Source organism: Streptomyces sp. SID12488 (genome assembly GCF_010548275.1).
Lineage (GTDB): Bacteria > Actinomycetota > Actinomycetes > Streptomycetales > Streptomycetaceae > Streptomyces.
On record NZ_JAAGLT010000004.1, the window covers coordinates 353,841 to 368,829 of the forward strand.

Here is a 14,989-nt window from a genome sequence, read left to right on the forward strand (position 1 = left end):
CCCTCGCACATACCCCGCCCTCGCAGAAAGGTCACCGCGTCCGCGACCTCGTCAGGGCGGGCGAGGCGGACGGCCGGGGGCTGGCGGAGGAGGTCGTGGCGCTTTCGGGAGTGAGGGCGCTGCTCATGTCCGTCTCCGTGAGGCCGGGAGCCACCACGTTGCAGGTGATGTCCCGGGGGGTTGTCCGCACCATAGGTCCAGCCCTCCAGGCTAGCCATCAACTCCCTTGTTGATAAGCTGAGTTGGCCCATCGACAAGCGCCACCCGCACTGAAGCATCAGGCACCCCCCGACGGGAGACAGCTGCACGTGGACACCACCGGACCACGCACCGCCGAAAGTCTTGCCGCACGCTTCCACGACGTCGACTCCTCCGGCGTCCCCGAGGACTTCATCGCCTATCTGCGGAAGATGGAGGAGAGCGAGAGCGGCCGCACCGTACGGGAGGCCACCTACCGGGCCGTGGAGGCAGCCGAGGGCAAGGGAGCGGACATCGGGTGCGGCGCGGGCCGTGCCGTCGCGGATCTCGTACGGCTCGGAAAGGACGCCGTGGGGGTCGACAGTAGCCAGGCCATGGTCGACGCGGCCCTGGCCAGGTTCCCGCACTGTCGCGTCGTCACGGGCAGCGCCTTCGATCTGCCGTTCGAGGACGGTGAACTGTCGTGGTACCGGTCCGAGCGGACCTTTCTCCACTTCGGCGCTCCCGCCGAGGCGCTCTCCGAGGCCCGCAGGGTGCTGAGGCCGGGCGGGACAATCGTTCTCGCGGACCCCGATCTCGGGTCGATGGTGGTGAGTTCGCGGTTCCCGGAGACGACCGCCGCGGTCAAGGACGCGTTCTGCTCAGCCGTCCCGAATCCCCACGCCGGCACCCACAGCGCCTGCCACCTCGCCGACGCGGGATTCACCGGCATCGAGGTCGTTCCCGTCCTGGCGACCCTGAACGACCACGCGTCCGCGTTCGACGTGGTGCTGGAGCCGGCTCTGACAGCGGCTCTCGCCCGGGGCGCCGTCAGCGAGGAGGAGGCGGCGCGGTGGAAGGACGACTTGGGCGATCTCTCTCGCCGGCACGCCTTCACCGCGACGGCGACCTTCTTCGTCACCACGGCCCGCCTGGCGTCGTAGGGGCTGGTACACGCGGTGGAAAGGGAGTTGGAGCTGCTCACCAAGGCGTGCACACGACGCCGAATCGGCTCGGCCGTGTGATGGGCGGCTCCTGGGCTCGCGGTCCCCTGGGCCGTCCGGGTCCACCGTGATCGTGCGATCTCGGACGCCTGGTACGGAGTCTCGGGGAGTGCGGGGCCCCTGCTCCACCGGAGTGACGGTTCAGGGCCTGGCAGTCGGGTCGCCCGGGGACGAATCTCCCGGGCGACCCGAACCTCTCACTGAACCTCTCAGTCGGCCGAGCGGAGCTGAAGCCGTTCCCGGAGCAGGTTCTTCTGTACCTTGCCGGTGTTGTTGCGCGACAGTTCGGGCAGGAGTTCCAGGCGGGACGGCAGGCACCATTCGCTCATGCCGAGCCCGCCGAGCCAGTCGCGCAGGCCCTCGAGGGTGGGAGTGCGCTCCCCGGGGACGACGACCGCGCAGGCGAGCTCGCCGCCTTGGCTGCCCGGGTAGCCGACCAGGGCGACATCCCGTACGTCGGGGTGGTCCAGCAGTGCCGACTCGACGTCACTGACCGGGATCATGATGTCGCCGATCCGGTCTTCGGCGCGGCCGTGCAGCCGCACACCGCCGTGGCCGTCCGGTGCCGCGAGGTCACCGGTGTCGTACCAGCCGTCGTTGTGCTCGGCGAGCACGGTCAGTCGGCCGTCGTCCCGGCCCCAGGTGGCCAGGCACAGCGAAGGGCCGCGGGCGAAGAGACGCCCGGGTCGGTCGTCGCTGATCGGGTGGTCGGCCCGCAGGTCGATCTCGTGGCCCGGGGCGCAGCGCCCGACAGTGCGCCCGGCCAGGTCCGGGTGTTCTCCGGAGCGGGTGAAGATGTTGGCGCCCTCAGTCATGCCCCAGCCCACATCCAGCGGGATTCCGAAGGTCTCGGTCACCCTCCTGAACAGCGGCTGCGGGACCGTGGTGCCTCCCGCGCGGATGATCCGCACGGTGGGCAGTCGCAGCGACGTGCGTTCCATCGCGTCGATCAGGGCGGAGAGGAAGAACGGGACGACGACTATCCAGCTGACGTGGGCCTCGGCCAGGAAGGGGACGACGGCCTCCGGCTCCCAGCGGTCCGTCATGACCGCGCAGGCCCCACGGTGCAGCGGCATGAGGAGCCCCATGGTGAGGCCGACGATGTGCGTCGCCGCGTTCGGTGAGTAGACGCGGCTGTCGGGGCCGATGCCGTCGGCGGCTGCGACGCCGGAGTACCAGGCGTACGAGGTGTTGAGGGTGTGCAGCACGGCCTTCGGCTCGCCGGAGGTGCCGGAGGTGAACAGCACCAGGGAGACCCGGTCCGGGTCCACGACGGACGGATCCGGCAGGGTGGTGTGCTCCGTGTGCTCGAAGTACTCGCGGAAATCGAGTTCGCCGTGGTCCCCGTCGTCCCCGCCGTGCCCGTCTGCGGGCCGCTCGCCGAGCACCACACGGTGGCGCAGTGCGGGCAGCCGGGGTGCCATCTCGGCCAGCGCCGCGGCGTGCTCGAAGTTGTCCCACCGATCGATGGTCACGCAGACGACGGCATCCAACCGGCGGAGCATCCGCTCCAGCTCACGGGGGCGGAACGCGCACATGATCGGCGCGGCGACGGCCCCGAGCCGGGCGCAGGCCAGTACCAGCGGTCCGACCTGCCAGAGGTTCGGCAACTGCATCGCGACGACCTGACCGCTGCGCACCCCCAACGCGTGCAACGCGCCGGCGAAGCGGTCCACATACTCGGCGTACTGCGCGTAGTTCAGCTGCAGGGTGCCCCGGCCGGCCTCCGACACGAGGAGGGCGGGGGCGTCGGGAGTCTCGGCACGCCACCGTGCCAGGTCGTCCAGGATGCTGCCGGCGCGCCAGAGGTCCTCCTTGAGGTACTGCTCCACGGTGGTGGCGGATGGGCGCAACGCGGTGATCGGGTTCACAATTTCCACTCCAATAATTCAATAGGATAAAATTGTGTGTTTTTCTTCTGTTTTATTCCTTCGAGGTAGCCCTCAGTGCCCCAGTCCGGCGCCTCCGTCGACCGGGATCACGGCGCCGCGTACATATCCGGCACCGGCCAGGAACGCCACCGCGTCGGCGACCTCGTCGGGGTGGGCCGGCCGTCCGGCCGGGGTCTGCCGCAGCAACTCCTGGCGCTGCTCCGCGGTGAGCGCACGGGTCATGTCCGTCTCGGTCAGGCCGGGCGCCACCACATTGCAGGTGATGTCCCGGGGGCCGAGCTCCTGGGACAGTGACCGTGCGAAGCCGACCAGCCCCGCCTTCGCCGCCGCGTAGTTGGTCTGCCCGGCGGCGCCGTGGAGGGCCGCCGTGGAGGAGATCAGCACGATACGGCCATGGCGTTCCCGGAGCATGCCGCGCACCGCGCGCTGGGCGACGCGGAAGGCCCCGGTGAGGTTGGTGTCGATGACGGAGGTGAAGTCCGCCTCGCTCATCCGTACCAGCAGCCGGTCCTGGGTGGCGCCCGCGTTGGCGACCAGGACGGTGACCGGACCGTGGGTCGACTCGGCCTTGTTGAAGGCCTGGTCCACCTGCTGACTGTTCGTCACATCGCACCGCACGGAAAGGAAACCCTCGTCGCCGGGTGGTGCCTCACTGCGGTAGGTCACCGTGACCAGGTCCCCGGCCGCCGCGAAGCGGCGGGCTATGGCCAGCCCGATCCCCCTGTTTCCCCCGGTCACCAGGACCGAGCGGGGTGTTGCCTGAGTCATCGTGCCTTCGCTTCCCTTCCTGTCGTGCCCCGTCGTGCCCCGTCGTGCCCTGTCGTGTTGTGCCGTCGGCGTCGGCCGGATCCGGTTCGTCCCCCACATGCCCCTGCGGCCACAGGGCGTGAGGATCGAGGTGCCCGGTGCCCAGCCGGATCGGCATCTTGGCGCAGACCGTCACCAGGAGGACGGCTCAGGGCCGGGGCGGGACGGACCTGCCCGCTGTCCTGCTCCCGCCGCTCGTATCGCTCATCGGACACCCCCGCTGTCTCCGTGGCCCCCGTATCTGCGCAGCGCCCGGTCGACCAGTGCGTCGGCCGCGCCCGTGTAGCGGGTCGGGTCGAGTAGTCCCGACAGCTCGGCGGGGGTGAAACAGGCCGACAGCCCGGGGTGGCCGGACAGCACCTCGCCGATCGTCCGCCCCGTGTCGGCCGCCTCGGCCGAGGCTGTCGCCAGCAGTTTCTTCGCGTGCGCCTTGCCGAGCACCGGGGCGAGTACGACCGCCAGTCGTTCGGTGACGATCGCGCCGCCCGTCAGGCCGAGGTTGGCCAGCATGCGTTCCGGGTGGACGATCAGGCCCTCCGCCAGCTCCACCGCCGTGTGCGCCGCGCCGCCCGCAAGCCGCAGTGCCTCCCGGAGCGGCTGCCACTCGGCGTGCCATGCCCCGGCGGGGCGTTCGTCCTCGGCCAGCAGGCACTGGGCCAACACCAGTGCGTACGCGGGGACTTGGCGGGCGGCCGACACGATGAGGGTGGCGAGGGCCGGGTTGCGTTTCTGCGGCATCGCCGACGAGGCGCCTCGTCCCGCCGCCGCCGGCTCGGACACCTCGCCGATCTCCGTACGGGACAGAGTCTGCACGTCCAGCGCGAACTTGCCGAGCGCCCCGGTGACCAGCTGAAGTACCGCGCCCAGTTCGGCGATCGGCGTGCGTACGGTGTGCCAGGGCAGCGTCGGCTCCGCCAGGCCGAGGGCCTTCGCGAAGGGGGCCAGCAATTCGATTCCGCCCTCGCTCCCCTCGGGCGGCCTGCCCGACCTTCCCGCCCTGTCGTCCAAGGTCGCGTACTCGCGGTATGCGGCCAACGTGCCGGCCGCGCCGCCGAGTTGGGCGGGGAGCTCACCGGCTACCGCCCGTACTCGGGTCAGGGCGTCCGTGACGAGTTGAAGCCAGGTCGCTGCCTTCAGGCCGAGGGTGGTGGGTACCGCGTGCTGGGCCAGGGTGCGGGCCGCCAGGACGGTGTGGCGGTGGGTGTCCGCGAGTGCGGCCAGGGCGGTGGCGGTGCGTTCGAGGTCGGTGGCGATCAGGGTGAGTACGCGGCGGGCGATCAGCATGGCCGCCGAGTCCAGGATGTCCTGGCTGGTCGAACCCCGGTGTACGTACTCGGCGGCGGCCGGGTCCTTCTCGGCGACCACCTCGGTGAAGGCGGCGACCAGGGCGACCACCGGGTTGGCCGCGCCTCGGGCCGCGTGCGCCAGGGCGACCAGGTCCAGGCGGTCCGCGTGGGCCTGGGAGGCGATCGACGCGAGCGCGGCGGCAGGTGTCAGGCCGACCTCGAACTGGGCCTGGCACAAGGCAACTTCAACGTCCAGCATCGCCTGGAGCCATGCCTCGTCGGTCACTTCGGCCGCCGCCTGCGTGCCCGCCCATGTGGGTGCGAGCAGCCCCGCGTCGGTGCCGACGGACGCAGGGGCCGTCCTCCCGTTCATGATCGTCGACTCCCTGCGCCAGAAATCTGATGTGCAGTCAACTGGCTTGCTCGAGGCTGTTGTTCATGCTTCCCCAGTCCCGCTCCCAGCCCCAGTACCGCCCGCGCTATCGCGTCCGAGTCCTCCAGTGTCACCGAGCCCACGCCTGGTCTGATGCCTACCGCCGTCACCCAGCGAACCCCCTCCGTCGGCACCCCGAACGCGAACCGGCGCGGATGCGGTCGCCCCGCCGCGTCCAACAGCCGGGGCGCGCCGTCACTCACCGCCATCCCGCCCGTCTCGTGTGCCTCGTGACCGCCCGGCCGGTACGGGACGCACCCGCCCTCCGCCAGCAGCCCCCGCAGCAGCGGATCGGCGCTGCGCCGCAGGTCGATGCCGGGCAGCCGCGCCTCGACGAGCGCCCTCACCAGCACCGGCTGCTCCGACACCTCCTCCGCGTCCACGAGGAAACCGGGCCCACGGAGACTGTCCTCACCGTCTGTCGGACGCACCCGCATCCCCGGACCGACCACCTGCAGCACCTCCGCCTCGATCAGCGCGATCAGCTGCTCGATCCGGAACGCGGGCGGGCCGATCGACGTGAACGCGTTCAACGGCGTGTACCAGCCGTCCAGTTCGGCCCGGTACGACTCACCGGCGACCCCGCCGTGATCGACCACCAGCCGGACCTCGTTGCGCAGGTCCCGCAACGCGTCCAGCGCTGCTTTCAGCGGCCCGTTCACATTGCCGAGGCGGGCGGCGGAGACGTCCTGCCGCAGGTATGCGAGCAGCCAGTGCCGGAAGTCGGCGCGATCCGTGAAGTGCCTGTCTCCGTAAGGACGTTCAACGCGCCGCCAGTCCCATCGCTCGTCGGGCGGTACGTCGAACCGGTCGAGGAGCGCCGACTCGGCGTCGCGGCCCGCGAGGCAGGACCGCACGAACTCCGTTGCCACCGAAGGGCCTTGGGCGGCCCGGAGCAACGCCTCGTAGTAGACGGTCCGGACCTCTCGGTCGATCAGTGGCCAGATGTCGCTGCGGAAGCCGACCGGCCGCCGTCGCCGGAGTCCCGCGATGACCTCCGGGGTCAGGAAGCGGGGGTGGTGGCGGCCCAGTGCGCCCTTCTCGTTCTCGCCGCGTGCGTGGTACGGCACACCGCGTCGCGAACCGGCGTACAGCACCGGCTCGTTGCCGCTCGGGATGTACACGAGCCCCGCACCATGGCCGTCCTGGTCACCCTGCTTGAACGTGCCGCCGCGGCCCTCGGTGAGCAGCGCCAACTGGTCGAAGAAGTTCAGGCCGAGTCCGCGCAGAGCGACGGGGGTGCCGGGGCGGATTCCGCTCAGGTCGGCGTCGGCCGGGTTGGCGGGACCCACGAAGGACACGCCGGCCCCGACACGGGTACCAGCACCAGTGGTTGTACCGGTGCCGGCACTTGCGTGGCGGGCGGCGAAGGACCGCAGGTCCCGTTCCTCCGGGCTCGGGGACAACTGCCCGTGTCCCAGGGCCAGTACGACCGCGTCCAGGTCGGTGAGGCGGTCGTCGTCCGCCAGGGTCACTCTCTGGCGGGAGCCCGGGGAGTGACCGTCCTCGTCGGACAGTGCGATCGCCGTCGTCCGGTGTGTGTGGACCGTGACCTCGGGCGGGGCGGTGCGTAACAGGCGCCGGAAGACCCACTCCAGGTAGTGGCCGTGGAAGGCGCGGGTCGGGTAGGTGTCCGGGCCGATGCGGCGGGCCTCCGCCCGGACCGGGGGCGGGTACGCGCCCGATTCCAGGGTGCGCGCCCACTCGTACAGGCTCGGGCCTGGTATCGACGGGCCCTCGCACGGCACGCTGTCGTCGGTGAACAGGGTCACCTGGGAGGCGACCGTGTTCATCAGCAGTTCGGGTGGCTGGTCGGTGCGCCACACCGCGCCCGGGCCCGGCGGGTACGGGTCGACGAGGTGAACCACGACCGGGCGGCCGGCCTCGCCCGCGTTGGCGCAGAGTCGCTCCAGGACCGAGAGCCCGCGCGGACCGGCGCCGATCACGCACACGGTGATGGAGTCACGGGCGTCGCCCGAAAGGCCGGGTCCGGGTCCGGTCATTCCTGGCCCAGCCTGTCGCGCCAGCTCGGCCGCAGCGGCTTCCAGCCAAGTTCCGTACGCGCCCGGGCGTTCGAAGCGCCGGCCGCCGCGGTGAGTTGGTGGGCCATGAACCAGCCGAGCAACCGGGGTGCCATCTCCGCAGGGATCGCGGGCGGCGCCGGAGCGTCCAGCGCCCGGGCGTAGTGGGGCAACCACTGGGCGGCCGGGGCCGGTTCGTCGTCCGTGATGTGGAAGACGCCGGTGGCCTCCGACTCCACGGCGGCCACCGCCGCCCCCACGGCGTCCTCCACATGCAGGAACGAGGTGACCCCGGCCCCGTCTCCGGGCAGCGGGAACTTCCCCGCCAGTACGAATTGCGCGGTCCCGCCGCCGGTACGGGCGTACGCGGTGCCGGGTCCGTACAGCGACCCGTACCGCAGCACCGCGCCACTCAACTCCGGTGCAGCGCCCAGCACTTGTGCCTCAAGCTTGGCGACCGCCTGTACGGTGGCCGCCCAGCCGGGGTCCGGGGCGTCCACGTACAGCGGTACGTCCTCGTCGACGAGCGTGTCGCCGGTCGGCGCGGATGCGAAGGCAATGGACTGCGCGACCAGCCGCCGGGCACCGGCCGCCCGGGCCGCCGCGACCAGGTTGGCGGTGCCCTCCGTGCGCAGTCGCGCGGTCTGGGCGAAAGCCCCCGCTGGGTCGTCGCCCATCAGCCGCAGCGCCGTCAACTGATGGACGACCACCTCAGGGCGTGCGTCCGACACTGCGGCCAGCAGTGCTTCCCGGTCGAGAACGTCGGCGACCACGATCGCGTCCGCTTCCGGAGCGCGGGCCCGGGACTCCTCCCGTACCAGCGCGCTCACCTGGTGGCCCCGCGCCCGCAGCGCGCCCACCAGGGGACGGCCGACCACTCCGGTGGATCCTGCGACAAGTATCCGCATGGCGTCAGTCCTTCGTATCGTTCGTATCGTTGTGGACAAGGGGTGTGCGTACGCGCATCAGCAGTCGGCATGCCTTGTCGCCGTCGCGCAGGCATGTCTCGGCGCGGTTCTCCGTCAGGGTGACGCCGAGGCCCTCGGACCAGCCCGCGTGGATGTCGGTGCACGGGCACTGGTAGCCGTCCAGTGAACCGGCCATCCGCACCATGGTGACGGCGAAGCTGCGGCGCAGGGTGAGGACGATCAGGCCGTCGTCATCGGTCGTGTCCTCGACCTCCGTGGAGGCGTTGCGCAGTTCCGGCGGGAACATCCGGTCCCCGCAGTCGTCGTACCGGCGGCGCAGTTCCTCCAGGTCCTTGAGGGTGTCGCCGGTGGCGGGGAGCGGGCCGGCCAGGCGGCCGACGCGCTGTCCGACGTGCGTCGCGACCTTGCGCAGCGCCTCGGCGTTTAGCTCGTTCGCCGCCTCCTGCCCGAACCGGCTCGCCACTCCCTGGTACCAGTTCGCGTCGTGCTGCCACCACAGCCGGTACGCCTCGCTCGCCCGGGCACGGTAGTTGACGTCCCCCGTACCTGTACCCGTACCCGTGCTCATCGCTGCTCCTTGGCCGAGGAGGCGGCGAAGCGGTCGCGCATCACTCGCTTGAGGACCTTGCCGGTGGCGCCCTTGGCGACGTCGTCGGGCTTCATGCGCAGGGCGCGGGTGACAGGGGGGAATCCGGCGGCCTGGAGGGCCGTGTTGACCCGGACGGTCAACTCGCCGTCAGCGCCTGCCTCTTCACCGCCGTCCTCTTCATCGGCGAGCTGGAGCAGTGCGTAGGCGTTTGCCACTCCGTCGCCGTCCCAGTCCGCCCGTATGCCGTCGTCGGCGACCCCGACGACCGTGCAGTCGGCCAGCTCGGGCAGTTCGCGGAGCAGGAGTTCCTCGGTGCGGGTGCTGAAGACGACACCGGCGGAGGTCCGGATGGCGTCCGGGGCGCGGTCGAGGTGGTAGAAGTTGCCGTCCTCGTCCTGGTGGGCGAGGTCGCCGGTGAGCCAGTAGCCGCCGAGGCGCATCCGGTTCCAGGTCAGCGAGTCGTTCCAGTAACCGGGTGTGAGCGTAGGGGACTTGAGGCCCAGGCGGCCGATCTCGCCGGGCGGCAGCGGGGTGCCGTCCTCGGCGAGCACGGCGGCCTCGGCGAAGCTGATCGGCCTGCCGACGCAGCGCGAGTAGGCCGAGGTGTCCTTGGTGTGCCGGTTGTGGAAGACGGAGTAGCCGGCCTCGGAGGAGCCGAGCCCGTCGACGAAGACGGAGCCGTCGAGCCGTACGCGCCGCAGGTCCTTGCCTATCGTCTGGTGGCTGCCGTGCTCCACGAGGGCCCGGATGTGTGACTCGTGCGCCGCGTCACCGGTGTTGAACCACACCTGCACGCTGGACAGGTCGCGGTTCGACAGGTCCTCGGCGGCCATCTCGCCGAAGGTCCCGGCGAAGGCCAGCACGGTAGTCGGCCTGAACTCCTCGATGGCGTCCAGTACTTCGGTGCCGCGCTGGCTGGAGAGCAGTTTGATGTCGGTGCGCAGGAGGAGGCAGTACAGCAGCGTCGCCACCATCGCGTTGTGCGCGCCGGGCAGCCCGACCAGGGTGCGTTCCATGTCGGTGCCGGTGGAGTAACGCAGACGGTGCAACTGCGCGTACATCAGCGTCCGGTGGGTGTGCGGAACCCCCTTGGGCATACCGGTGGTTCCGGACGAGTGCGAGATGAGCACCGGGTCGGTGGGGTCGTGCCGGTACGGGTGAGAGGCCGGGAGTGAGGCGCGGTGTTCGGGGCGGATGTCGGCGGCGGTCGCGCAGAAGCCCAGGTCGGACGCCTCCGTCGCCAACACCTCGCGGTGCTCCCGGTCCGTGAAGGCACCTACGGCGCCCTGCCGTCGTACGTACTCCCGCGCGATGCCCGGCGGCAGGTTGCCGTTGACGAACGACGGGATCGCGCCGAGGGACGTCAGTGCCAGGAAGTTCACCGCGAACTCGGCGCTGGAGTAGGAGTGGAGGGCGACCGGGTCGCGGGGGCGCACACCCTGGGTGGCGTACCAGCCCGCATAGGTCTCGACGACCTCGCGCAACTCCCCGAGAGTGAGGTGGGTGGGGTGACTCCCGTCCGGGGCCTGCCAGTTGCCGTCCATCCGGAGTACGACCTCGTCGTGCGGACGGTCGTATTCCGCCAGACGGGCCAGGATGTTGCCGGCGCCCAGTTCGGTGTCGGAGCAGATCCGGGCCCGCTCCTGCCTACTGATGAGCATGGGTGGAGGTCTCCGTCTCGGTGCTTGCTTCGGCGTGGGCGGTGGCCAGGTCGAACAGGCCCTGGATACTGCCGAGTTGCTTGACCTGGCCGGTTGATCCCGTGGACCTGATCGGCACCTGTGCCCCGGCGTCGGCATCGGTGTTGTCGTCGTCGCCCGGACGGCCGAGCAGCACCGCCGCCGCCAGCCCGGCGGACTCCGGGAGGGCCGGTATCGGGCGCCCGCTGTGGGCTGCGGCCAGTTCGCGGTGCACGGCGGCCACGCGTTCGCCGCCGCCCAGCTCCACGCCCAGCACCAGGACCCGGTCCAGTTCGGGGTCCTCCAGCAACAGGTCTGCCATGGCCAGGAGTTCGGTCAGTGGGTCGTCGAGGGTGGAGAGGCTGAACATCTGGCCGGTGATGCCGAACTCCCGGCTCATGTGCCCCAGCACGGAGTTGGCGGTGGCCTGCATGAACAGCAGCGGGTTGTGGACCCGTCCGGACACCATGCGCCGGCTGGCCAGGTCCGCGGTGGTGGTGTCACCCGCCAGAGTGACCAGCGCCACGGCGGTACGGTCACCGTCCCCGGGACGCGCGGTCAGACACCTGCTGCTCACCTCGTACGCCAGCGGGCTGAACGCCGACTCCACGAAGCCGGGCAGCTTCGGCAGCGTGATGTCGTCGTCCCGGCCGGTGTTGTGGGTCGCGGTGGCGGTGGCGAGGACCGAGAGGGAGGAACGGAACGCGGTCTCGTTGGCCGCGGTCTCGTGGGTCGTGGTCACGGCCGCTCCAGGACGAGTGCGGTGTTGGTGCCCCCGAAGGCGGCGTTGATGGTGAGGGCCCGGCGCGGGTCGGCGGGGCGCGGCTCGTTCGGTACGTAGTCGAGGTCGCACTCCGGGTCGGGGCTGCCGTATCCGGCGGTCGGCGGGAGTACGCCGTCCAGCAGGGTCAGCATCGTGATCACGAACTCCACGACGCCCGCGGCTTCCAGGAGGTGGCCGGTGGTGCTCTTGGTCGAGCTGACCGGTATCGACCCGGCGCGCTCCGGGAAGGCGGCGCGCAGGCCCCGCGTCTCGGCGCCGTCGTTGTACTTGGTGCCGGTGCCATGGGCGTTGATGTAGCCGAGGGACGCCCCGTCCGGGTCCCCGGCCTGCCGCATCGCCTGCCGTGCGGCGCGGGCGAGGCCGGCGCCTTCGGGGTGCGGCTGGGCGATGTGGTGGGCGTCGGTGGCGGCGCCCCATCCGACGACGGACACGAGCGGCCGGGCCCCGCGCCGCCGGGCGTGCTCGGTCGACTCCAGTACGACGGCCGCGACACCGTCGCCGAGCAACAGCCCGCTGCGGTCGGCACTGAACGGCCGCACCATGCCGTCCCGCGACAACGCCCGCCCGGAGTCGAACTTCCCGAAGGTCTCCTCCTCGACCAGATACCCACCCGCGCAGACGGCGGTGTCGATCCGCCCGGAGGAGATCAGCCGACAGGCGTGAATGATCGCGGCGGCGGAAGCGACACAGGCATTGGTGAAGGTGAGCCGCGGCCCGGTCAGCCCCAGGCCGTCGGCCAGCAACTCGGTGAGCTGGGCAGGTACGGCATCGGCGAGACGAGCCCCTTCAGAGGCGGATCCTTGCAACTCGCCGCGGGACAGCGCCCCTTCAGGGGCGCGGGGCTGTGACATTTGCGGCTCTGCCGCGTGGGCGCGACCAGCCACAACGGACCCGCGGCCTTCATACGGCAATCCCCCCGGAGCGGCGGGCACGGATTCCCCGGCCCCCCGCCAATACCGGGTAACGCTCCGATGATCCCCGGCAACCCCCAAAATCACGGCCGCCTCCGCACCGGCGCTCAACCCCGCCATACCGAGCGCCTCGTCACCACACCGCCGGAGCGCGTCCCGCAACGCCCACCCCTCGACCCCGTCGACCCCCTCGGCCCCGTCGGGAGCAGCCGCGGCGAACCCCGTCCGGTACGGCCCGGTGTCGAACCGCGTCGTGGGCCGGAACGCCGGAACCCCCGCGAACACCCCGCGCCGCAGAGCCTCCGCCCCTTCGCCGAACGCGGTCCGTACCCCGTATCCGGTCACTGTCACTTCACGCGTCATCCCGGGCGCCCTCCTTCTGGGCGGTACGCAGGTATCGGGTGAGGCGCCGGAGCGAGGTCAGCCCGGCGATGTCCTCGTCGGTGGGCTCGACGACCAGGCCGTACCGCTCCTCCACCACGTGGAGCAGCCACACCAACCCGAGGGAGTCCAGGACCAGTTCGGCGTCCTCGCCGAGGTCGTCGGGCAGCCCCGGGAAGACCTTGCGGTCAGACAGAAGCTCCCGTACGGAGTCGGCGGTGATGCCAGTGCCAGTGCCAGTCCCGGTGTCGGTGTCGGTGCCGGTGGCCCCCGTGCTCGTACTACTCATGCCTTCGCACCGCGGCGGACGACCTCGGCGACGAGCCCGCCGAGGGTCAGGGTGGCCAGGGGCTCGATGTCGGTGTCGGGTATCTCGACGCCGAACCGCGACTCCAGCCGCAGTGTGAGTTCGATCAGGCTCAGGGAGTCGACATCCAGGCCGCCGACGGTCACCGGGCTGTCGTCCGTGATGCCGTCGCGGCTCAGCAGGATGTTCATGTCGTCGATGACCGCGGTCAGGACGAACTCGCGGATCTCGTCTTCCAGGGTAGACGTGCTCATGCTCGGTATCTCCAGAAAGAGGGGGAGTAGAGCGCCCCCTTTGGGGGCGCGAGGCTGTGACATTTGCGGCTCCGCCGCGCGGGCGCGACAAGCCACAACGGCTCCGCAGACGACCGACAACCGGCGGCAGCAGCCCTACCCGGCGGAACGCAAAGTGTCGGCCTGCCGAACCAACTTCCCGTTGGAAGTACGAGGCAACGCATCCAACACCCGCACAACCCGAGGCACCTTGTAGTCGGCCAACCGCTCCCGGCACCACCGCAACAACTCCTCGGCGGAAGGCCGCTCCCCACCCGCGCGCACCGCGACATACGCCTCGGTCACGTCCTCGTGGACCAGAACCGCCTGTTCGACGGCCGGGTGCTCGCGGAGTACGTTCTCCACCTCGGTGAGGTCCACCTTGAGGCCGCCGATGACGACGAGGGAGTCGGCGCGCCCCTGTACGAGTACCGCGCCGGTGGTGTCCAGCGCGGCCCGGTCCCGGGTGTGCAGCCAGCCGTCGGCGTACTGGGTGCCGCCCGAGTCGAAGAGGTACGGCGACTCGTCGAGGGCGACGTCCAGTTCGCCTCGCGCGACCCGGACCGACACTCCCGGTGCTGCCCGGCCGACCGCGGGGCGCAGCGTGCCGCCGACGTCGATCGCGACGATGCCGGTCTCCGTGGTCCCGTACGCCTCGCCGACCTGGACGCCGTACTGCTGCGCGAACCGGGCGGCGACCTGCGGGGGCATGATCTCGCCGCCCGACACCGCGATCCGCAGGTCGGGCAGCGCGGGTGGATCGGCGGTGGCGGCGAGCAGTTCGAAGTGCGTCGGTACGCCGAACAGGGCGGTGATCCGGTGCTCCAGCGCGGTCCGCAGCATGTCGCGGGCGGAGACGCGGGGCGCGAAGACGACGGAGACGCCGGCGGCCAGGGAGTACAGCAGGCCGCCGATCAGACCGAAGCTGTGCGCCGTCGAGCTGAGCAGCAGCAGTCGGTCGCCCTCGACCGGCATGCCCGGGACGCCGGCGAACCGGTCCACCTCGGTGGCGAGCGACCGGGCGGTCCTGCCGATGACTTTCGGCCGTCCGGTGGAGCCCGAGCTGAACTGGACGAGACGGTGTCCGGTGGTGGCCGCGAGGCCGGTTCGGCGTCGTTCGGTGACGACCTCGTACTCGGACCGGAAACCGAACGTGGCCCGGACGTTGGAACCGGCGCTGACCATGAACTGCGGCCGGCAGGACGCGCAGAGCGCTGCCACCTCGGGTGGTTTGAGCCGGAAGTCGAAGAGCAGCACCTGCGCGCCCAGCCGCCACAGGGCGAGCAGCACCTCGATCTGCGTGAAACTGGGCGGGGTCCGCAGCCCCACGGTGCTGCCCGGCCCGATGCCGTACCCCGCGAAGACGGCGGCCTGCTTGCTCACCCGTTCGCGTAACTCGCCGCGGGTGACGGTCTCCTGCTGATGCGTCAGATACGGCAGCCGATCGTCGCGAGCGTCGAACGACTTCTGGACCAGGTCGGCGAGATCCGACCCCGGGTCTTCGAGTTGGCCCATCG

General features: G+C 71.0%; 13 protein-coding genes. 1 reads left to right on the plus strand and 12 read right to left on the minus strand.

Translation table 11 applies throughout. The features are described from left to right. The first annotated feature begins 308 nt into the window (after positions 1 to 308). Entirely contained in the window at positions 309 to 1,121 is an 813-nt protein-coding gene (locus tag G3I56_RS09720; RefSeq protein WP_164408472.1) for a methyltransferase domain-containing protein, read from the plus strand. 269 nt (positions 1,122 to 1,390) lie between these two features. Here the strand turns inward: G3I56_RS09720 and G3I56_RS09725 are convergent, their stop codons facing one another. The 12 genes from G3I56_RS09725 to G3I56_RS09780 all read right to left on the minus strand — a co-directional run bounded on the left by G3I56_RS09725 (position 1,391) and on the right by G3I56_RS09780 (position 14,987). Then, the gene (locus tag G3I56_RS09725) at positions 1,391 to 3,061 is read right to left on the minus strand and encodes an AMP-binding protein (protein WP_164408473.1); all 1,671 of its coding nucleotides are present in this window, start codon (positions 3,059 to 3,061) and stop codon (positions 1,391 to 1,393) included. Between the two features lie 63 nt (positions 3,062 to 3,124). Continuing rightward, positions 3,125 to 3,841, minus strand: a complete 717-nt coding sequence (fabG, locus tag G3I56_RS09730; RefSeq protein WP_164408474.1) for a 3-oxoacyl-ACP reductase FabG — start codon at positions 3,839 to 3,841, stop codon at positions 3,125 to 3,127. A gap of 243 nt (positions 3,842 to 4,084) precedes the next feature. Beyond that, the gene (locus G3I56_RS09735; protein WP_164408475.1) at positions 4,085 to 5,539 is read right to left on the minus strand and encodes an adenylosuccinate lyase family protein; all 1,455 of its coding nucleotides are present in this window, start codon (positions 5,537 to 5,539) and stop codon (positions 4,085 to 4,087) included. After that, positions 5,536 to 7,602, minus strand: coding sequence for an FAD/NAD(P)-binding protein (locus tag G3I56_RS09740; RefSeq protein WP_164408476.1), 2,067 nt, complete (start codon positions 7,600 to 7,602; stop codon positions 5,536 to 5,538). Before G3I56_RS09740 ends, G3I56_RS09735 begins: the two co-directional genes overlap by 4 nt. Beyond that, positions 7,599 to 8,528, minus strand: a complete 930-nt coding sequence (locus G3I56_RS09745) for an NAD(P)-dependent oxidoreductase (protein ID WP_164408477.1) — start codon at positions 8,526 to 8,528, stop codon at positions 7,599 to 7,601. Before G3I56_RS09745 ends, G3I56_RS09740 begins: the two co-directional genes overlap by 4 nt. A 4-nt stretch (positions 8,529 to 8,532) precedes the next feature. Next, on the minus strand, positions 8,533 to 9,117 hold the full coding sequence (locus G3I56_RS09750; RefSeq protein ID WP_164408478.1) for a hypothetical protein: 585 nt from the start codon (positions 9,115 to 9,117) through the stop codon (positions 8,533 to 8,535). Continuing rightward, positions 9,114 to 10,799, minus strand: coding sequence for a class I adenylate-forming enzyme family protein (locus G3I56_RS09755; RefSeq protein ID WP_164408479.1), 1,686 nt, complete (start codon positions 10,797 to 10,799; stop codon positions 9,114 to 9,116). Before G3I56_RS09755 ends, G3I56_RS09750 begins: the two co-directional genes overlap by 4 nt. After that, positions 10,786 to 11,559, minus strand: coding sequence for a hypothetical protein (locus G3I56_RS09760; RefSeq protein ID WP_164408480.1), 774 nt, complete (start codon positions 11,557 to 11,559; stop codon positions 10,786 to 10,788). Before G3I56_RS09760 ends, G3I56_RS09755 begins: the two co-directional genes overlap by 14 nt. Continuing rightward, positions 11,556 to 12,875 carry a beta-ketoacyl-[acyl-carrier-protein] synthase family protein gene (locus G3I56_RS09765; RefSeq protein ID WP_164408481.1) on the minus strand — a complete coding sequence of 440 codons (1,320 nt, stop codon included), beginning with the start codon at positions 12,873 to 12,875 and terminating at the stop codon, positions 11,556 to 11,558. The genes G3I56_RS09760 and G3I56_RS09765 overlap by 4 nt, the downstream gene beginning before the upstream one ends. Next, positions 12,865 to 13,182, minus strand: coding sequence for an acyl carrier protein (locus tag G3I56_RS09770; RefSeq protein WP_239134789.1), 318 nt, complete (start codon positions 13,180 to 13,182; stop codon positions 12,865 to 12,867). The genes G3I56_RS09765 and G3I56_RS09770 overlap by 11 nt, the downstream gene beginning before the upstream one ends. Continuing rightward, positions 13,179 to 13,454 (minus strand): phosphopantetheine-binding protein, encoded by a 276-nt coding sequence (locus G3I56_RS09775; protein WP_203689508.1) that lies wholly within the window; start codon positions 13,452 to 13,454, stop codon positions 13,179 to 13,181. The genes G3I56_RS09770 and G3I56_RS09775 overlap by 4 nt, the downstream gene beginning before the upstream one ends. A gap of 135 nt (positions 13,455 to 13,589) precedes the next feature. Further along, positions 13,590 to 14,987: a fatty acid--CoA ligase family protein gene (locus tag G3I56_RS09780; protein ID WP_164408482.1), complete on the minus strand. Its 1,398-nt coding sequence runs from the start codon at positions 14,985 to 14,987 to the stop codon at positions 13,590 to 13,592. Positions 14,988 to 14,989: the final 2 nt, after the last annotated feature.